This window comes from Paenibacillus phytohabitans, from assembly GCF_013141775.1.
Lineage (GTDB): Bacteria > Bacillota > Bacilli > Paenibacillales > Paenibacillaceae > Paenibacillus_AQ > Paenibacillus_AQ phytohabitans.
In genome coordinates, this window is record NZ_WHOB01000097.1 from 117,268 (window position 1) to 134,797 (window position 17,530).

At 40.2% G+C, this 17,530-nt stretch carries 15 protein-coding genes; 13 read left to right on the forward strand and 2 right to left on the reverse strand.

Annotated features, from left to right (window positions below):
* The first annotated feature begins 244 nt into the window (after positions 1–244).
* From GC101_RS34115 to GC101_RS34165, 11 genes are all read left to right on the forward strand, one after another.
* Positions 245–763, forward strand: coding sequence for a deoxycytidylate deaminase (locus GC101_RS34115; RefSeq protein ID WP_039300969.1), 519 nt, complete (start codon positions 245–247; stop codon positions 761–763).
* A gap of 190 nt (positions 764–953) precedes the next feature.
* A complete protein-coding gene (locus GC101_RS34120) occupies positions 954–2,213 on the forward strand; it encodes a ComEC/Rec2 family competence protein (protein ID WP_171720919.1) in 1,260 nt (419 codons plus the stop codon).
* Positions 2,214–2,648: 435 nt separating this feature from the next.
* Positions 2,649–3,263 (forward strand): deaminase domain-containing protein, encoded by a 615-nt coding sequence (locus GC101_RS34125; RefSeq protein WP_171720920.1) that lies wholly within the window; start codon positions 2,649–2,651, stop codon positions 3,261–3,263.
* Positions 3,250–3,735 carry a hypothetical protein gene (locus tag GC101_RS34130; protein ID WP_171720921.1) on the forward strand — a complete coding sequence of 162 codons (486 nt, stop codon included), beginning with the start codon at positions 3,250–3,252 and terminating at the stop codon, positions 3,733–3,735. Before GC101_RS34125 ends, GC101_RS34130 begins: the two co-directional genes overlap by 14 nt.
* Positions 3,736–3,918: 183 nt before the next feature.
* Entirely contained in the window at positions 3,919–5,673 is a 1,755-nt protein-coding gene (locus tag GC101_RS34135; protein ID WP_171720922.1) for a TniQ family protein, read from the forward strand.
* A gap of 79 nt (positions 5,674–5,752) precedes the next feature.
* On the forward strand, positions 5,753–6,631 hold the full coding sequence (locus tag GC101_RS34140; protein WP_171720923.1) for a helix-turn-helix domain-containing protein: 879 nt from the start codon (positions 5,753–5,755) through the stop codon (positions 6,629–6,631).
* 190 nt (positions 6,632–6,821) lie between these two features.
* Positions 6,822–7,157: a hypothetical protein gene (locus tag GC101_RS34145; RefSeq protein WP_171720924.1), complete on the forward strand. Its 336-nt coding sequence runs from the start codon at positions 6,822–6,824 to the stop codon at positions 7,155–7,157.
* A gap of 74 nt (positions 7,158–7,231) precedes the next feature.
* Entirely contained in the window at positions 7,232–8,416 is a 1,185-nt protein-coding gene (locus GC101_RS34150; protein WP_246354639.1) for a hypothetical protein, read from the forward strand.
* Positions 8,416–10,377, forward strand: coding sequence for a DDE-type integrase/transposase/recombinase (locus GC101_RS34155; protein ID WP_171720925.1), 1,962 nt, complete (start codon positions 8,416–8,418; stop codon positions 10,375–10,377). The genes GC101_RS34150 and GC101_RS34155 overlap by 1 nt, the downstream gene beginning before the upstream one ends.
* Positions 10,367–11,290, forward strand: coding sequence for a TniB family NTP-binding protein (locus GC101_RS34160; protein WP_171720926.1), 924 nt, complete (start codon positions 10,367–10,369; stop codon positions 11,288–11,290). The genes GC101_RS34155 and GC101_RS34160 overlap by 11 nt, the downstream gene beginning before the upstream one ends.
* Positions 11,291–11,663: 373 nt before the next feature.
* Positions 11,664–12,260: a hypothetical protein gene (locus GC101_RS34165; protein ID WP_171720927.1), complete on the forward strand. Its 597-nt coding sequence runs from the start codon at positions 11,664–11,666 to the stop codon at positions 12,258–12,260.
* A 143-nt stretch (positions 12,261–12,403) separates the two neighbouring features.
* On the opposite strand, the gene GC101_RS34170 is transcribed toward GC101_RS34165, so the two are convergent.
* A complete protein-coding gene (locus GC101_RS34170; RefSeq protein WP_171720928.1) occupies positions 12,404–13,081 on the reverse strand; it encodes a GNAT family N-acetyltransferase in 678 nt (225 codons plus the stop codon).
* A gap of 648 nt (positions 13,082–13,729) precedes the next feature.
* Entirely contained in the window at positions 13,730–15,058 is a 1,329-nt protein-coding gene (locus GC101_RS34175) for a hypothetical protein (RefSeq protein WP_171720929.1), read from the reverse strand.
* Positions 15,059–15,499: 441 nt separating this feature from the next.
* Here GC101_RS34175 and GC101_RS34180 point away from each other — a divergent pair, with 441 nt between their 5' ends.
* Both GC101_RS34180 and GC101_RS34185 read left to right on the forward strand, forming a co-directional pair.
* Positions 15,500–15,847, forward strand: a complete 348-nt coding sequence (locus tag GC101_RS34180) for a helix-turn-helix domain-containing protein (RefSeq protein WP_343049851.1) — start codon at positions 15,500–15,502, stop codon at positions 15,845–15,847.
* 138 nt (positions 15,848–15,985) lie between these two features.
* Entirely contained in the window at positions 15,986–17,425 is a 1,440-nt protein-coding gene (locus GC101_RS34185; RefSeq protein ID WP_171720930.1) for a hypothetical protein, read from the forward strand.
* Positions 17,426–17,530 lie beyond the last annotated feature (105 nt).

The window sequence follows — 17,530 nt, forward strand, 5'->3', positions numbered from 1 at the left end:
TTTAGTTGTACAGAATACAGTTAAGTCCAGAGAAGGAAAAGGAACAGTAACAGGTCAAGCTTGAGCCTGCCGGAAACTGAGCTTAACGCCAGAATCGACGTTTCTATCAGCAATTGCGGTTTACGCAGCATGATGCTGAATGAGAACGGCTGGCAGGCTAGTGTTAGGATAAGCTGTATAGTGAAAGAATGCTGCATTATGTTACAATAATGAACAACTATCTAAGAGGAAGTGGAGATTGCTGATGACTGTGGCTTACCGCAAGAACTGGGATACATACTTCATGGATATTGCCTGCATGGTCTCCACCCGTTCGCGCTGCCCCCGCCGTCATGTCGGTGCTGTGCTGGTGCAGGGCAAGAAGCTGCTGGGCACCGCCTATAACGGCGCACCGATGGGTGTTCCGGACTGCTCGGAAGCAGGCTGTATGGTCTCCGAGCAATATGAGCGGGAGATCATTGACGGCGTAGAGACCATGGTGAAGAAGCAGCGCTGTATCCGTACGATCCATGCTGAGCAGAATCTGCTGCTGTTCACAGACCGGAGTGACCGGGAAGGCAGTACCGTCTACGTCACGGATGAACCTTGCTGGACCTGTGCCAATATGCTGGCCAACAGCGGGATTGTAGAGATTGTCTATCTGCGTCCGTACCGCAAGGATATGGAGAAGGTGGAGGCCATGCTCTCCTCCAAAGGAATTGTGTTCCGCCAATTGGAGAACTATGAGCCGCCGAAGGAAACGATGATCTCGGTATCGGAATAACCGGCAGTATATCGGAGGACTTGCGTCACCACACAGAATAGGGACAGGTTAGTGTTATGGATAGCTTCAGATCTTCAGGGGAAGAACCTCTGCTTACGCATGTGTTTGCGTTTGCAGGGGTTCTTTGTCGTTGCTGCGGCAGCGGGACTGGAAAAGAGCTCCATTTTGACGGGAAGAAGAGAATAGATCCATGATTAAAGGAGAAATGCTGATGAACAGAAGGCCGCTCTTAAGCTTCACGATCTGCTGGATTGCCGGAAGTACGGCAGGCTGTATGTTTTCCGGCCGCAGCTTGCTGTTCTACCTCGCAGGCCTACTGCTGCTGCCTGCAATCTGGGCGGTCAGCGGCGGCATACGCTGGAGAACGGCTGCTGTGTTCGGGCTGGCGATTGCTGCGGCAGTCCTGTATTGGGAGTGGAGTGAGGCGCGTAACGTGAGCCTGCTGCCGGAGCAATTGGGGCGGTCGGCAAACGAACTGAATGAGGCTAACGTTACAGCCGCAGGCGTTATTGCTTCCCCGGTGGAGCGGGACGGGGACCGGGTTGATTTTACAGTGAAGCTGTCACGGATCGGAGTGGAGCGGCAGGGAAGTCATGAGACCGAAACATCGGCGAATGTAGAAACGGGAGCTAAAGTAGCTACAAAAGAAAAAGTAGCTGTCGTGGTAGCGGCAGGGGCAGCAGTAGATGCAGATGCAGAAACACTAGGAAACTCAGAAGCAGCAGATTCGGAAGCAGAAGCAGAAGCTGAAGCTGAAGCTGAAGCAGAAGCAGAAGTAGGGGCTGAAACAGAAGCAGAAGCTGAAACAGAAGCAGAAGCTGAAACAGAAGCAGAAGCTGAAACAGAAGCAGAAGCTGAAACAGAAGCAAAAGGGGAGCTTGTTGCCGTTCAAATCAAGCTTCAGGAAGAAAGCGAAATCGCTGTAGCTGCCCTATGGCAGCGGGGAGACCGGGTAGTCATTGAAGGAGAACTGGCACAGCCGCAGATAGCGCGTAACTTCGGCGGATTCGATTACCGGGCTTATCTGCTCACGAAGAAAATCCACTGGCTGTTAAAAGGGAGCGGAACAGTCAGCGTAAAGATTGCCCCTCCGGCATCGTGGCAGCTATCCGGCATTCTGCGCTGGAATGATAGGATGCGCGCCACCCTCGGTGCAGAGATGGAGCGCTTATTCCAGGAGCCGCATGCCGGGTATATGAAGGGACTTGTCATCGGTATCCAGGAGGATCTGGACCCGGAGACCTTCAAGCAGTTCTCACAGCTGGGGCTGACTCATATTCTGGCGATCTCGGGAATGCATGTTGCGGTTTATGTCGGGGTGATCTTATTTCTTCTGCGCCGCTGCCGCTTCACGAGAGAAACAGCACTCACGGTAACATTACTGCTTGTACCAGCCTACGTACTGCTGTCCGGTTGTCGGTCACCACACACTTTGATAATAGCTCCATAAGAAATGATAAAAAAATGCCCGCAAACCCTTATAAATCAAGGGCTATTCCCACACGTGATGATAAAAAGACATTTTACGAACTTTTGTTCTTATTATGAAAAACAGAAAATTCCCACTTCATTTGATAAACGCCGAATTTGGGCGTTTTTTGCATTTTTCATTCCCACAGCGATGATAACGGGCAATTTGAGGTCCCTATTCCCAGAAGAAATGATAAAAAACTCAAAATAAATGATAAGTAGCGAGTGTAAAACCCTTGATCCTACAGCGTTTTTCCAAAATTACTGATAAATAGCTTCATAAATTCTCAGATATATTGATAATGGTTGTAGCCAAGGCGTTAAAAATATTGTAAGGATCAATGTAATTGTGCACTAAATAAGCTTTCCGAATTATGGTAGAATTATAATAAAAAATAAATTGATGGTGAATAATATGAACTATACTTTGGAACTGTTTCATTCAAAATCAACTGGGGTCATGCTTTATGAGGTTAAACGAGCTTACATGGGTTTTCTTTTATCTTTAATAAGTAAATCTTATGGACTAAAACCGGATGAATTGCAATCCTTTACTAAAGGAAATTTTGGAGCTGCAATTATGAAAATTGATGGACGTGAAGAATTCAATAATATGATTTTAATGTCACATAGTAAAATTCAAGGACTTGACAGCAGCGGATTGAATAAGTTGAATAAATACAATTTTAAGTTCTGTCCTATTAATGAAAAACCTTATTACAGCACTCAATTTGTTAATAAAGCACGGCAAATATATTCTGGTCAGACAACTACAATTAAAGAACAGAAAGAAGCCCAGGAATTTGGATATACAAACCGTAATGTCGATAGTGAGTCGAAAATAATTGAATATCTGCATAAGCTTTTTCGGGGAGATTTCAATATTTCTGGTGAAATAGATATATATACAGATCTTTTTCCCTGCCCAAGTTGTTCAGACGTCATTAATAATTTCGCTACAAATTATTCTAATATTAGATTAACTGTATATTATGTTTCAACGGGAGGTGTATTACATGAAGAATTATAAAGGTATATATGATTTAGTGCGCCGTGAGTTTAAAAGCTACGTAACAGAAGCTAGCTATACACCAGCCGGTGCTACAAATGTTATTTATGATGATTATTGCAGCGATTATAAATATGATGATTTGTTGTTTTTTTGGTTCTTGCATTCTTTGTTAAGCGTCAATGCAAAAGCGGAGTATTTAATCGAGCATCATGAAACCAACGGAAGAACACTTAGAAAAATTATAGATCTTATTAATGATAATGCTCATTTGGATGAAGAGACAAAGTCCAACGCTAAAAAAATCATTGACTATTTGGATAACAGAACTGCTTTAAAACCACCAAAGATTAAATTATCAAGTATCACCCAATCAGAAAAAAAAAGTAGTCCTGTAATAACTACCCCTAAGGAAGTACATTTGGTAAATAAGGATACAACCATTATTCTAAAAGCTATTAATTCTCAGAAACTAAAACGAGTCGGGGAGTGATTTTGTACCAGAAAAATTCCCCAATTAAAAGTGTTAAATTAGAGAAGCCAACTTTCTAACTTGAAAGTTGGCTTTAAATTTCTCTTCTATGCGTTCCAATAAAGATAAAGAGCGAAGTGATGAACAAGGGCTTACATACATAGAATATTACATCCAATAAGAAGAGGGGCAAAATTAAATTAAATGAACATCGTGTTTGACTTAAAGGAAGGAGAGAGTCTGATTAGCTATGTGCTTCGTCTCCTATATACTAATTATTATGGCAATATTGATGGTTTTGCAAAGGATTGGGAAGCTAGTCGTGCAGACATTCGTAACAATCTCTTTCATAAGCGTGCACTGGAAACCATCAGTTCTTGGACTGGGAAATCTGTTGATGAACTGGAACGTCGCTCAAGTAATGCGTGGAAAAGAAAATATGGCTCCGTATTTATACAAAAGGCAATGGTGCGAAACTCCACGAAATATTGTGTCTCCTGCGTTAAAGAGAAGGGGCTGTATCACCAATCGCTATGGAACTTTGAACCGGTTACGCTCTGTTTAGAACACAAGGAGCTTTTGACACATTGCTGTTTTCAATGTCAGAAAAAAATAACGATTGATACTTTCCTTATTGGAAAATGTCCGCATTGTGGAGAACGTTTTTCATCGGCTAAGGGGCAATTGATTTCGGATACACTCAGTTTACAGGCTCAAGCGTGGATGCAGTCGTTAATCGGTACTGGAAAAACTGACTCCGAAAAAACACCTATTTTGCAAGGAATCCAATTCAATGATTATCTCACGTTAACCGATCGGATGTATCATTTTTTACAAGGATGTCCAAGTATCTTGGATTCCAGATACACCTTGCAAGCCTTTAAATCCATTAAACAGTTTCAGCATCATAATGTGAATTCACATCATTTGCACACGAATGTGTATCAATTGTTTGTGAATTTCCCGATCCATTTTCAACATGCACTAGATCGTTTAAATGCTTTGTCACCTAAACAAAGGGCGCCTAAACTAAACGCATGCTTGCAAATGGAAAACGAACCTGGGCTTGAAACCGTAGCTAAACAACTCATTCCATTGCTCCAATTGCAACGCTGGTGTCCTGTGCCCACTGCATCTAAACAACCGGCAAAACGATTGCCGGAAAAACCACAATCAGCATCAAAAGTCGCATGTGCAGCCTCGCTGTTTACAGTCATCGATCGGGAAGTTCCGAGTCTTGGATACATTCGACGTGCCGAAGCAGCAAATCGCTTAGGGATTAGTGATAAAGTCCATCTCAATGATTTTATAAATGAGGGGCTCTTAACGTTATACCAGTTTCATAAAAGTCAGTACTATCTATGCGAAAAAGAATTTGAGACATTTTTAGAGACGATTCGAGGTTCCTATGAGGTAGGCTGTAAAGGAAAGAACATGTATGACATGTTAAAACAGTTTAAGCCCTACAAACTTAAACTTGTGGAACTGGTAAAATGGATTGTCTTAGGAGAAATCAAGCCCAAATGCCCCCATAAAGAAGGAACGTTTACCGATGCTATCTTCTCCGAAGAAGAACAGGAAACATGTCATTTGCTATTGCTTCGCCGAAGACGCAATCAAAAGGGATACACCAAAGATGAAGCCAGGCGGATCTTGAATGTGGATTATCATACTCTCTTGAAGCTGGAGGATGCAGGGATTCTCCAACCTAGCGAAGAGCTGTTTTACACTTCCGGTAAACGAAGAATATCCTACTATGATCCGGCTACCGTTGAACAGGTAAAGCAACGTTACCTAAGCATAAATGAAGCTTGCTCAAAATATGATCTTTCAAAGTCCATGATTCAAGGCTGGTTTAAAGCAGGTAAATTGCACGATGCTTTTCAGGGATTAACTAAAAAGTACATCATCGATAGCCATGAACTTGAAATCCATTTAGCGTATCAGGATCTCTCTTAAGAGGTCTTTTTATTTGCGTTTATAATTGCTCGAAAATAGTGATAATGATAGAATCATAGAAAATATTGGGAGGGGTAACATGGGACAAAGGCGAATTTGGAGAATGGTTTCGTTTGAAGAGTTTATAAAGCATTTTAAAGACAAGGGATGGTATGTGGAATATCCGAGTACTCTGGATCCCGAGTCTCCTTCTATAGCCAATGAACTGCCTACGAAGATTATACATATCGAGCACTACTTACGGACGGATGTGCCTCTTGAAGAATTTTTGGAAAAAGATGATACGGATTGTTCTTTTTTGAATACCTCCATTCCTCAGATGAATTTATTTGGTACGTATGATTCGCTGCGAAAAGCGATCGGTCAAAATGTAAAAGAGCAGTTGGCTGCACAGGGATTGATGCAGAAAGACGCTGCAGAAATACTCGGGATTTCCTCATCTGCGCTCTCGCAGATTATCAATGGGGATGTTTCGCTTACCCTTGAAACCCTGCTGATGATGGCGAAAAAACTAAACATTAGAGTAGAGGATATATTGCAAGATTTGGAATGGGACGAAAATCAAATGACACCCGCCCCTACGCCTAGCTCGCCAGAATTTGATATTCGTCCGTATCGGAAGGGACTCAAGGATTTAAAGGACCAAGCAGATGAAGCTGATATAAAAAAAATCTTGCGAACGTTGGCAAAGATTTTAAAGGAGGTAGACATCGGTCACATCCAAAGTGTGTTAGATGAGTTGTATCAAATTTCGAAGCAAGCGGATATTCACAGGAAGGACGCGGATAAAGGATTTGATGTGGATGATGGGCTGATGGAGGATTTTGCGGAGGTCATAAGGCAGCTTAGGAAAGCGATGGTAGCTTACCCCCATGGAGTCGGCAAAACAATAAGTGAAATTTTAGAAGAACTTAATCGGATTATCAGTCGAAACAAAAAACATAAACAAATCGATTAAGCAGAGCTTAATTCAAAATCAAAAAGGCGTTGATCTGACGCCTTTTTTTGTTGTCTTTAAAAAAGGTGCTTTTTTAATTTTCTAAGAAAAAAGAGTTTCCAAGCTATGATCAAAGTGTCAGAAGGGACAAGCTACAAAAAACTACAGCAGTCATAAAATTCTGACAAAAGAATAGAGTAGGAGGGCTGGGATGTCACTTAAGTATTTGCCAGTTGCATTTCCGGATGAAAGCTTTATGAGTCTAGCCCTGCGTATGGTCAAAGCCAATGGTCATCAAACCCTGCAAACCCTAATTCATCAAGGTAAGCATTACTTTGATTATCGAGGGACGATGAATTATTTCAAACCGGACAAACAGTGGCAGCAAAGAATAGTCGATTTGTTAAACGAAAACGGCTATGAGGATTTAGAAGGGCGCATGTTAAATCAATTGACTCACTCCTCTTTGCTGGTAGTGCCCCTTCGTTTTACCAGCTACAGCAGCATTACTATCGAAAGCAAGTCAAATACTGCCCACGTTGTTTAGAGGAGAAGGGGTATCATCGTTTAGCTTGGGATATTTGCTATGTAGGCGTTTGCCTCAAACATGAGGTGCAATTGATGGAAAGATGTCCTTGTTGTCAACGTGAAATTTCAATCGATAGTTTAATTGGAGGTGGTTGTAATTGTGGATGTAATTTTGCCAAGGTCATGAATACCATGAAACCTGACTCGCGTATTGTAGCAGCGCAAAATGTCATTCAAAGACTCTTGATAGGAGAACTAAGGTTTGTTGATATTGAAGGCGCCGTTACGCTTACAGCCAAGGAGTACTTTATCGGGCTACATTTGTTTATGAAGCTACTCGACCACGTGCCGCTCGCAAAGCTTTATCCTCCTGATGTTGATGTGAGTAAGGAGCGTCTTCATTACAACTTGAAGGGAGGAAAGAGAAACGGGGATATGTTTTTGATATTGTCGACGATTGCACATGAGTTACTCACGAATCCATCTGTTCAGTTTCAACATATTGTTGAGCAGATTGAACTTGAGAAAGTGGCTCATCGTTCACATTATTCAAGGAGAAGCAAACGAGAGCTTTTAGACCGCCTGATTGCAGATGAAAATTTTCATGTTCATCGTAAACTGTACTTTGACCTTCATAATCAAAGTAACGATGAGTATGTTCGCATGCTACCTCTTTTTAAGAATAAAGAGCGAAAGTACTGTTCCGTTCTATATGCTAGAAGGCACATTCTAAAATGTGATGATAGCCATATCGAAAACTTTCTAAAAATGGGTTGGCTAGAATGTACTGAACGATGGTATGGAACGAAGAAAATTACACTCGTCGAGCGTGAGCAAGTTGAGAAACTGGCGGAAAAAAGGGCAAGGCTTATCACAACGGGAGAAGTGGCGTCAAGACTCGGTATCCACCTCAAAATGGTCGTGAAACTTACTCTAGCAGGTTTGATCCCCATGGAACATGGTCCTGAAAAAGATGGTTTCGGGCGGCGCGTATTTTTCCCCGAATCTGTCGATTCCTTAATTAACCAATTGAACGTCGTTTGTGAGTATGAGCCTGAACCAAATCAAGGATGGATTCCTTTAACCCAGCATGAGCTCCATCGGCAATACCATCATGCCAGCTTCAGTGATGTCGTCCAAGCGGTGTTATCTGGACCCATCCGATCAAGGAAGACGAGAGAGTCGATTAACATTTTTCAAGATGTCGTCATTTTACTTGGAGACCTTGATCGGTTTTACAATTTTAGAGGAAAACATAAAAAGAGAGGAGCAAAATAATGCAAGTGATTTCCCTTATCAAAGGAACGCGGTTTTTAAAAGAGGGTGCTGTATTTGAAATTATGAAGGAGCAGCTACCTGGTGAGTTTATCATTAAGGACTTATCACAAAATAATGAAGTCCTAATGAATCAGAAAGATCTGATGGCGCTGTATGAAAAAGGAACTGTTACCTTTGAGGTAACAGGATCTTCAACAGACCTCACCCATCTTGGGATTCGCGAAAATCGCGTGATCGACTTTTCGATGCTCTCTGAGACGCATAAGAACATTGCGCGAATACGCTATGATGCCATTAAGCCCTTATTGGACGTTCGGCGAAAACATCTGCAGCCCAAATTAGAAGAGCGTGTGTCCGAGCTGAAGTTACAAGGAGTAAAGATTACGCCCGTCACCCTTAGGCGATGGTTTAACATCTTTCAGGATAGCGGACAAGATATTACGTCGCTGGTTCCTGATACCTTAAACCGAGGAGTGGGTACTCGACTATCTTCGACGATAGAGGAGATTATTGATCACTGTATCGAAACGGTGTATGCGAAGCGTGAAAAAATATCGGCAAAAGATATTCATGCCAAGGTCATGGTGGAAATTGAGAAGAAAAACCGCATTAGAGATGTGGAAGATAGGCTTGAAATCCCATCGTACAACACCATTACAAGGCGTATTAAAGAGAAGGACCCTTACGAAATGATGGTGAAACGCGAAGGTGAAAAGCAGGCTTTTGATAAATTGGGGGCAGCAGCGGTTCTTCAAAGACCCAAACAGCCCTACGATGTTCTGGAAATTGACCATACAAAACTGGATTTATTTGTTGTCGATGACGAAACGGGGTTACCACTTGGGAGACCGTACCTTACCCAAGCGGTTGATAAAGCAACCGGCGCGATTGTAGGCATTTACGTTGCATTTCATGCGCCTTCCTACGTATCGGTCATGCAGTGCCTCCTTCACGCCATGTCACCTAAAACATACGTGAAAGAGCTCTATCCGGAAATTCAGGGTACTTGGGACATGTTTGGTGTTCCTAAAGTACTCCGGATGGATAACGGTAAAGAATTTCAAAGTCATTCGCTCAAAGATGCATGTGCACAGCTAGGGATCGTTCCTGATTATTGTCCTCCACGCAAGCCGTGGTACAAAGGTTCAGTGGAGCGAACGTTTAGAACCATTAATCAGCAGCTTCTGCACAAAACACCAGGAACAACCTTCTCTAACGTTGTAGACAAGAAAGACTATAACCCACAAAAAAATGCGATTGTAGGATATTACGCCTTCCTTAAACTCCTACATCAGTGGATTATTGACCAATATCTACTGCAGTTTCATCGTGGTACCAAAGGAGCTCCAAGTGAGTTGTGGAGGCAAGGAATCATCGATTGGGGGGCTCCACCTTTACTGAGTTCAATCCCAAACTGGAATATTATCTTGGGAAAGTTAAGAGAGGGGGCAACCATTCAGCGAATCGGCATTCAGTATAAGCACATGTCCTACACATCCGAGCAGCTTCAAGACCTAAAGCTAAGATTAATCAAGAAAGGAGAATCGGCGGTGAGATTTAAATATGACCCTTTGGATATGTCCAAAATACACGTGTATGATGAGGAACACAAACGGTATCTGGAAGTGCCCAATACAAATCAGGATTACTCCAAAGGACTGACTGAATTCAGCCATGAATGTATCCTGAAGCAACTGCGACAATCCAAAAGTAACATCAATATGTTGGCACTTGCACAGGCGAAAGAAAAATTCTTGGAGGATCTTGCCAAGCAAATGAAGCTGACAAAGGGACCTCGAGCTGCTGCCTTAACGCAGTTGTCTTCCGCTCAAGTAATTGAGAAAGAAGCAAAGAAAGGTGCGCAAAAAGAGTATAACCTTGCATTGCAAGAAAGTAAGGCTTTTAAAGCACTGGAAAACGAGATGAATGGAGACTGGGAGGTCATTACCAATGAAAATTGAAAATTTGGAAAAGCTCAGATTTGTTGACAGTATCCGAGTGATTTATCCGCGATTCAAGGAAACGATGGATTTAATCGAAGAGGTGCATCAAACCTCGCTCTATTCACCTAACCCTGCTTCACTTCTTATTACAGGTGAAACAGGAAGCGGCAAAACAACATTGTTTAAAACGTATATCGAGCAACATAGCAAAGTCTCGAGCAAAGTTGTTGAGGGGATCCAATGCTCAACCAAAAACATCCTTCACATTAGTATCCCGTATCCTGTTCGATATACCATTTTAACGGAGCGACTGCTCACCGAGTTGGGCGACCCGTATCCGAATAAGGGGACCGTGGCGCAAAAAGATAAGCGGCTTACGACCTTAATCAAGCAAAACCAGGTTCAACTTGTTATGCTAGATGAGTTTCAGCATTTTGTGGATCGGGACCGTAGGAAGGTTATGCTAGGAGTATCCGATTGGTTCAAGTCACTGATGAACGAGACCAACATCCCCTTCATTCTCTTTGGTCTTGATTCATCCAACGAAGTACTGGATGTGAATCCGCAACTCAGTCGTCGTGTTAATCGCAAAGAAATCACCCCTTTTGGATATGGTTCAAGTGGGGAAAAAAATGAATTTCAACGCCTCATGTTCGAAATTGATAAGCAAGTGGCAAAAGTATTCGAATCGACATCGGATTTGGCGGACGAAACCTGTTGCGAGCGGTTTATGTATGCCACAAACGGTGCGATGAATTCCATCATGTCGTTGGTTCGTCAAGGCGCAAAAAATGCGCTAGCTCGAGAGGCGGAGCGAATCGAATTAGTGGATCTGGCAAGGGCGTATGAGAAGGTCACTTATGTGAATCGTGGCAAGAGTTTAAACCCATTTGCCATTCACGATCCTTCCGCGCTTAGGCAAACCGTATAAATTAACAAACCAAGCGTATTAGCGCTTGGTTCTCTACATATGAAGTCTCGGCTCCGGTTTATATCAACATCTTTTTCACTCATGACTCATCCCCATAATGCTAACCCCACTTTTGCAAACCCTCATGCGTACCTCCTGATACATCCCTCTCCTATCCGTTTATTCAGCCTCATTTCTAATTGAAATAAAAGGAAATAGATGCTGGTGACGTAGATTATATCAAAATGTAACTATGTTTCGATATTTTTCGTTCTGGAACAGACAGGAGAGAATTTTCATTTCGATTTCGCCAGGATAGAAATCGGATTGGATATTTCGCCCAATAAATTCTATAATAATCCTAAATAAGATTATACATGGAGGGGGGATTTTAATGGGATTATTTGGGGATGAAATAAATGAACAGCTAATTAATGAAATTATTGAACATGAAAGCTTTAATGAACTTGTTGGATTTTTAAGAAATGAATTACATATTGGAGGTACAAGAGAGCAATATTCAATTACAACAGCGGATCATCAAATTGGTGCCGATAATTACAAAGTACAAGACACTTTTGGAGCGTTGTTATTTACACCCTCATATAGAGAAATAATAGGAATTGAATTATACGTAAAATCAATAGTCGAAAGATTAAATGCTGTTTTTTCTCATCGGATGCACAACCCTCATACCATGGAACTAATCGCTAGAATTTTTGTGTTCAATGCAATCGCGCATGAATATGTACATGTACAACAATTCGAACAAGGAAGAATTACAGCAGAAATAATGGAAGTGCAAAACCAATTAAATTACGATCAAAGGGATATTGAAATAGAAGCGGCTAGAGTAGCTAAAGAACTATTAATTCAATATACAGGTTTAGAAACTCAAAGAGTAAATCAAATACTAAGTGGGAACAGCGATAACGTTTCAGCGGCTGAACTTTCCGAATATTTAATACAATGGGAAACTACGAACATTTAAAAGATAAAGAAAATTCAAAGTCATTCTCTAATGAAAAAGACTCCAAACTCATTTAAATAATTGAGGTGGAGTCTTTTCTTATGGGATTTTTAATTTGAATATAATTTGCTCTTTTCAAATGAATGAATCGTTACTAATGACTGTCATCGGCGTCCTTTTTTTCTTTGGTTGCTGAAGTATTTCTCTGCCTTATTACATTCATTCATTTGCTTGGAACGAAATATTTCATCGTGGTGATTAAATGAGAGTCCTAATTTTTTTTTAATATCATCCTTAATATAACGTACCTCACGTTTAATCACTTCATCATCTACACCGTAAATCTCACCTTTCCCGCTATAATTACCAAAAATCATTGCAATCTGTGTTTCTGAATGGCTCAATAGCTTAAATCCAAATTTTTTATAAAGTTCAACCTTATCTTTAAAGCATGTCAATACTATACTATCTGACTCTGATTTGAGTAATTCAAGCATTTCTGTGAGCACTTTTTTGTTGCGATACTGTTCAGCCACAACTGTACTACAAATAGAGACGTCTTTTGTATGTGAAGCATCGCAATTATAAAGTAAATATCCAATGATCTCTTGTTCTACATTCTCTGCAATAATCAAATGAGTTTTTTCTACACCCGTACTTTCTAACCACTCGAGGTAATAGCGTGTTCTAGCATGTTCAAGGGCACTTATATAGGGATAAAACGGAGAATCACTATTGACTACATACACTCCAATAAATTCGGCGTTACTACGTGCGAGTGTAAGAATATCCCTTTTTTGTTTTTCTGTTATTGATTCAATCTTTTTAAAACTATAAGACAATGGAGTTCCTCCTCATTTAATGGTTCACTTAGTTGAATTGTAAATATTTTCATCCCGATTAAACTATATCATTTTATATAGCTAAGTCTAATATGTAATAAAACATGGAGCCTTAAATAGGCTACAAAAAGAACCAGGTGCTAATGCACTTGGCTCTTCAACATTTCACTAAATAGTGTTCTTGCGGTGTGTTGTGTCTTCTGTCCAATGCATTACAACCCTAGAAGACTAGAATTGATGAGAAATTACTGTCTCAGTTCTGTTACTCGAATTCTGGCTGCCTTTTTTAAGGATATTCTGATAAAAAAGTGGATATATCGATGATGTATTCCCGAGGGGTAACGGGATATTGCCATGTAAGCTGCTATTGCGGAGTAGGTTACTATAACCCTCTTTCCGGCGTTTTCAGACTTCTTCTGGAACCATTCTCTAGGGAAATAGTAATCGGCGCATTTGACATCCACAGTAAAGGCGAGTACTCCCCATATAGTACTCGCCAATTTAACACATTTCTTCCCGCACTCGGGGTGTTAAGTTTTACGATGATTGTTTGGTTTTTGTCATCATACGTGCAGTCACCGGCAGCATCCTTTATGATTTAGAGCCATTGAAAACTTCGGTAAAACTTTAACGGAAGTAAGATGAAGTCTACTCTAAAAGGAAATCATTCATAGCGAGATTGGCACTCCCATTAGCATCTAATTTCCCAAAATAAGCAAAATATAAAGTCTTAACCCCCTTAACATTAATGACAATATCTTGTGGCTGCATATCTTTTGTGATGACAATCGATTTAATCAAATTTGCTTGGGGAATGGTTGAAGTCATTGAATGGATATCCGTGTCAATTTCGGGATTTTTACTATAGAAGTTTAAAACCCCATCATGCAGTGAAATCGTTTCATCAAAATTGCGACTCAAATTGAACTTCGCTGTGTTGTAGAGTCCCCCTAAACCATAATGAAAATCATAACAGTAATATTTATCAGGATCGTTATAATCACGGTCATACGATAAGCCCAGATCGAAGCGATTCACACGTCCAATTCCGTCAATGCCCGTTTTGATGTCTAACGTGGGATTAATGGTTAAATTCGGATACTTAGGAGCTGGTTTATCCATGGCTTTACCCGTCTTTAGGTCGATAAGAAATTCATGTCCATTAATACTGACATTTGCCGGAGACGTGGTATGAACCAGAGATTTCGGGAGATTAAATGTAAACGTATCATTTCGAGATAATCCCGCGAAAGTGCGTATTGGAAAATCGGAACGAAATAGGCTTTCTTTACTTCCTTGAAAACTAGCGTTCCATTTATTTGGGATTTCGACCGCGCCCCAGGGTTCATACGCGCCTTCATCTTGTTTAAAGGTTGTTTTAGCCTGAATGGTGAAAACATAGGCTATATTACTGCTTGGACCATTCGTAAGTGAAAAGGATTGAGAAGCCGCTAATGGTTTCTCCGACTTCACCATTCTCACATTGGTTATCGTGACGGTGCTTTTTTCATTCGATTTCGTCATATTCGTTTTAAGGCTGTAATAAGGGATGCCTTTAATTGCAGGTAAGAAGATTTTCTTTGTTGTCGTCGTGATCGGAATGGTTTTGAACGTATCGGCGTTGTCTGAAGACTCCAGTTCGACACCAAGCGCATACTGAAGTCTGAACAGTTTAGCGTTCTTAGGATTATCAATTGTTATAATGTATACCGTTTTGTCCGGATAGTACCGGACTTCACCGGGATCAAAGTAACTTATATTTGCGGATACATTAGAAGCATAACTCCCATCAGAAAGAATCGCCTTGTATCCAAATCCGATCCTGGAAGTAACGCCAGTGATTGAAAAGGCTAATTTTATTTTTTTTCCAACATAGGCTTCACCCAAAAAACGCAGTTTAGCATTGTACGTTTGAAACATGGTCGTCGTCCGGTCAATAAGCGTTAAATTCTCAAAATCATTTGGCGTTACCTTCACGCTCGCTGCCCTCACCGTAGTGGATGTTGCGAAGGCTAGGGAACAAGTCAACGCTAGAATGGATATGAAAAAAATAATGTTCCTTATAAAATGTCTTGTCATTTTGTCATTCCTCTCATTCCTTTTGTTCGCCCAAGGATTCTGTTAAAGAGCGCATGGGGACATATGTTGTTCACGCCATACTGAGAAAATTAACCTCAATAGAGCTTGAACTTGCTACATAGGACAAATCTGAATCAAAACACCCCCCAATATACATTTCGCTGCACACGAATTTTAGTTTTGTCCGTGTTCCTCTTCTTCTCCGCATCCTCATTTCCTAAATCAGGATATTTCAATCACTTCATATTATCTATAGGTGTGATTTTAAAGTCAATACCATTTATAGAGTGTTAATAAGTGTTCACCACTCCGATAAGCTTGGGTTATGAGGTGGTGAAGATGATGAGGCTTGTTGAGAAGCTGGGGAACAGAATTCGGTTGATTCGAAAGGAGAAGGGACTAAGCCAAGAACAACTGGCAGAAGTTTCAGGTCTCCATACCAACTACATAGGAGCTATCGAGCGCGGAGAAAAGAATGTCACGGTGGAGAGCTTGGAGAAGGTCTCCTTGGGATTAGGCATTACGATGGACGAGTTATTTCGGTACATCGATCCGATGCTTCAAAAAGATGAGTTGACTACCCTTGTGGAGTTATTAAACGAACGATCTGAAAGCGACCGTAAAATGGCGCTCAGCCTTTTGAGCCAAGTCTTTCAATGGGAAGCGGAGAAACACAAAATGCCGTAGCGGATAAGCCGCTGCGGCATTTTAGTATATAACCAAACGGAGAACTTAATTTTTATAAGACAGAAATCATTGAACATCAGCAATCAATCAATTTATATTAGGAATTAAAGAATAAATAGAGTAGGCAGGGGATGTATTATGTTTCAATCACCAAGTATTATCGTAAACCAAATAGATGATATGTACAAGAAGTTGGAGAAGTTGGATGGTGAACAATTTTTGTATGAAGTAGTTTCTGTACATAAAACATTAATCGGAAAACAATATACAAAAAATATTATGAATAATGCTGTTGAAGAATTTAGAATGGAACATAGAAAATATGTTCAATATAAGAAAAAAAAGGTCCAAAAACTTGAGGGATTAAAGGAAATAGCCATTGATTTTCTATATGAATTATATCAACTTTCGTCTTCTCCAACTGAATTACGTCTTCCTCAATTTCCTCAATTTTTTAAATTAACAAAAGAAGAGTATTTGAAAAAAAAAATTTACTCGGGCATTGAGGATATTACTTCCAGTAAATACGAATATGAATACGAATATTCATTTAATCGGTTCGATAATTTGCTGAAGAATGAAAAGTTTCATAGAGATAAATTTTTAGAGATAGATCCGATAATTATTGCAGTTCGGTTCCTTAGAAACAAATTTGATGAATATAAGAAAAAGGATGAGTGTAAGGAGTGGTTTGAAGGGAAAGGAAATACGTTTATCGAGGAACTTAATAACTTTGAAATTACTTGCATGCAGAGGTATAGAAACTATCTAGCCTTCAGCCGAAGATCTCTAGGTGCTGATCTTATTTATATAGAAGGGTTCATTTTACGTCTTAATCCAACTAAAAAATTGAGATTATTTTCATGTGATGAAGATGCTAATGAACCTCATTCATTTTCTAACGATGAGGCTTCTAATTTACTTCCAGCATTATTTGGTCAGAAGTTTTTCCAAAGTGAACCTGAGTTCAAAAAAATTTGTATTACTATCAGCGGGAAAATCTTAAATGTTCTCCATAAAGTGAAAATTCAAATTGATGAGTACTTATCTATTGAACAAGTCGTAGAAAAATTTAAAATTAGATGTATGTGGTACGACAAAGACAGAATTAGGAGTCTAATCGATTCCTCTGAACCAACCCGGAATAAAAATGAAGATATTCTAATGAAAGAAATGGCGTTATACCTTTTTGATAACGGATACCCAGTTCTGAGTAAAATCCAAACAGAAAATCTGCAAACGGATTTAATGGATTTTTCAAAAGATATCTCTATTTTGATTGAATGTAAAGTGTACCAGAAAAACTGTAGAGATATATTAATCAAAGGAATAGCCCAACTGCATTCGTATCTTAATAATTTTGAGAACAGTCATTTTCGAATTACTAAAGCATATTATGTAGTCTTTCGAACAGGTGGTCCATTATATGATTTTCCGAAAGAAATACCATTTCAAAGGTTTTCTATAATTCCTTATGTAATTGATTTAGGAGACTCCAAGGTAAGCGGGAGTAGGCAATCCGAAAAACCAAACATAATAAGTTTAGATGAAATTATACAAAGTACCAAGGAGAGTTAAAGAGTTTCGCTTAATCCATTACATGGCAGACATCATCATACAGCAAGGCATGCATGGCAACTTATTTCTATTTAATAAACACAAAAGCCGCAGCGGATTTAACGT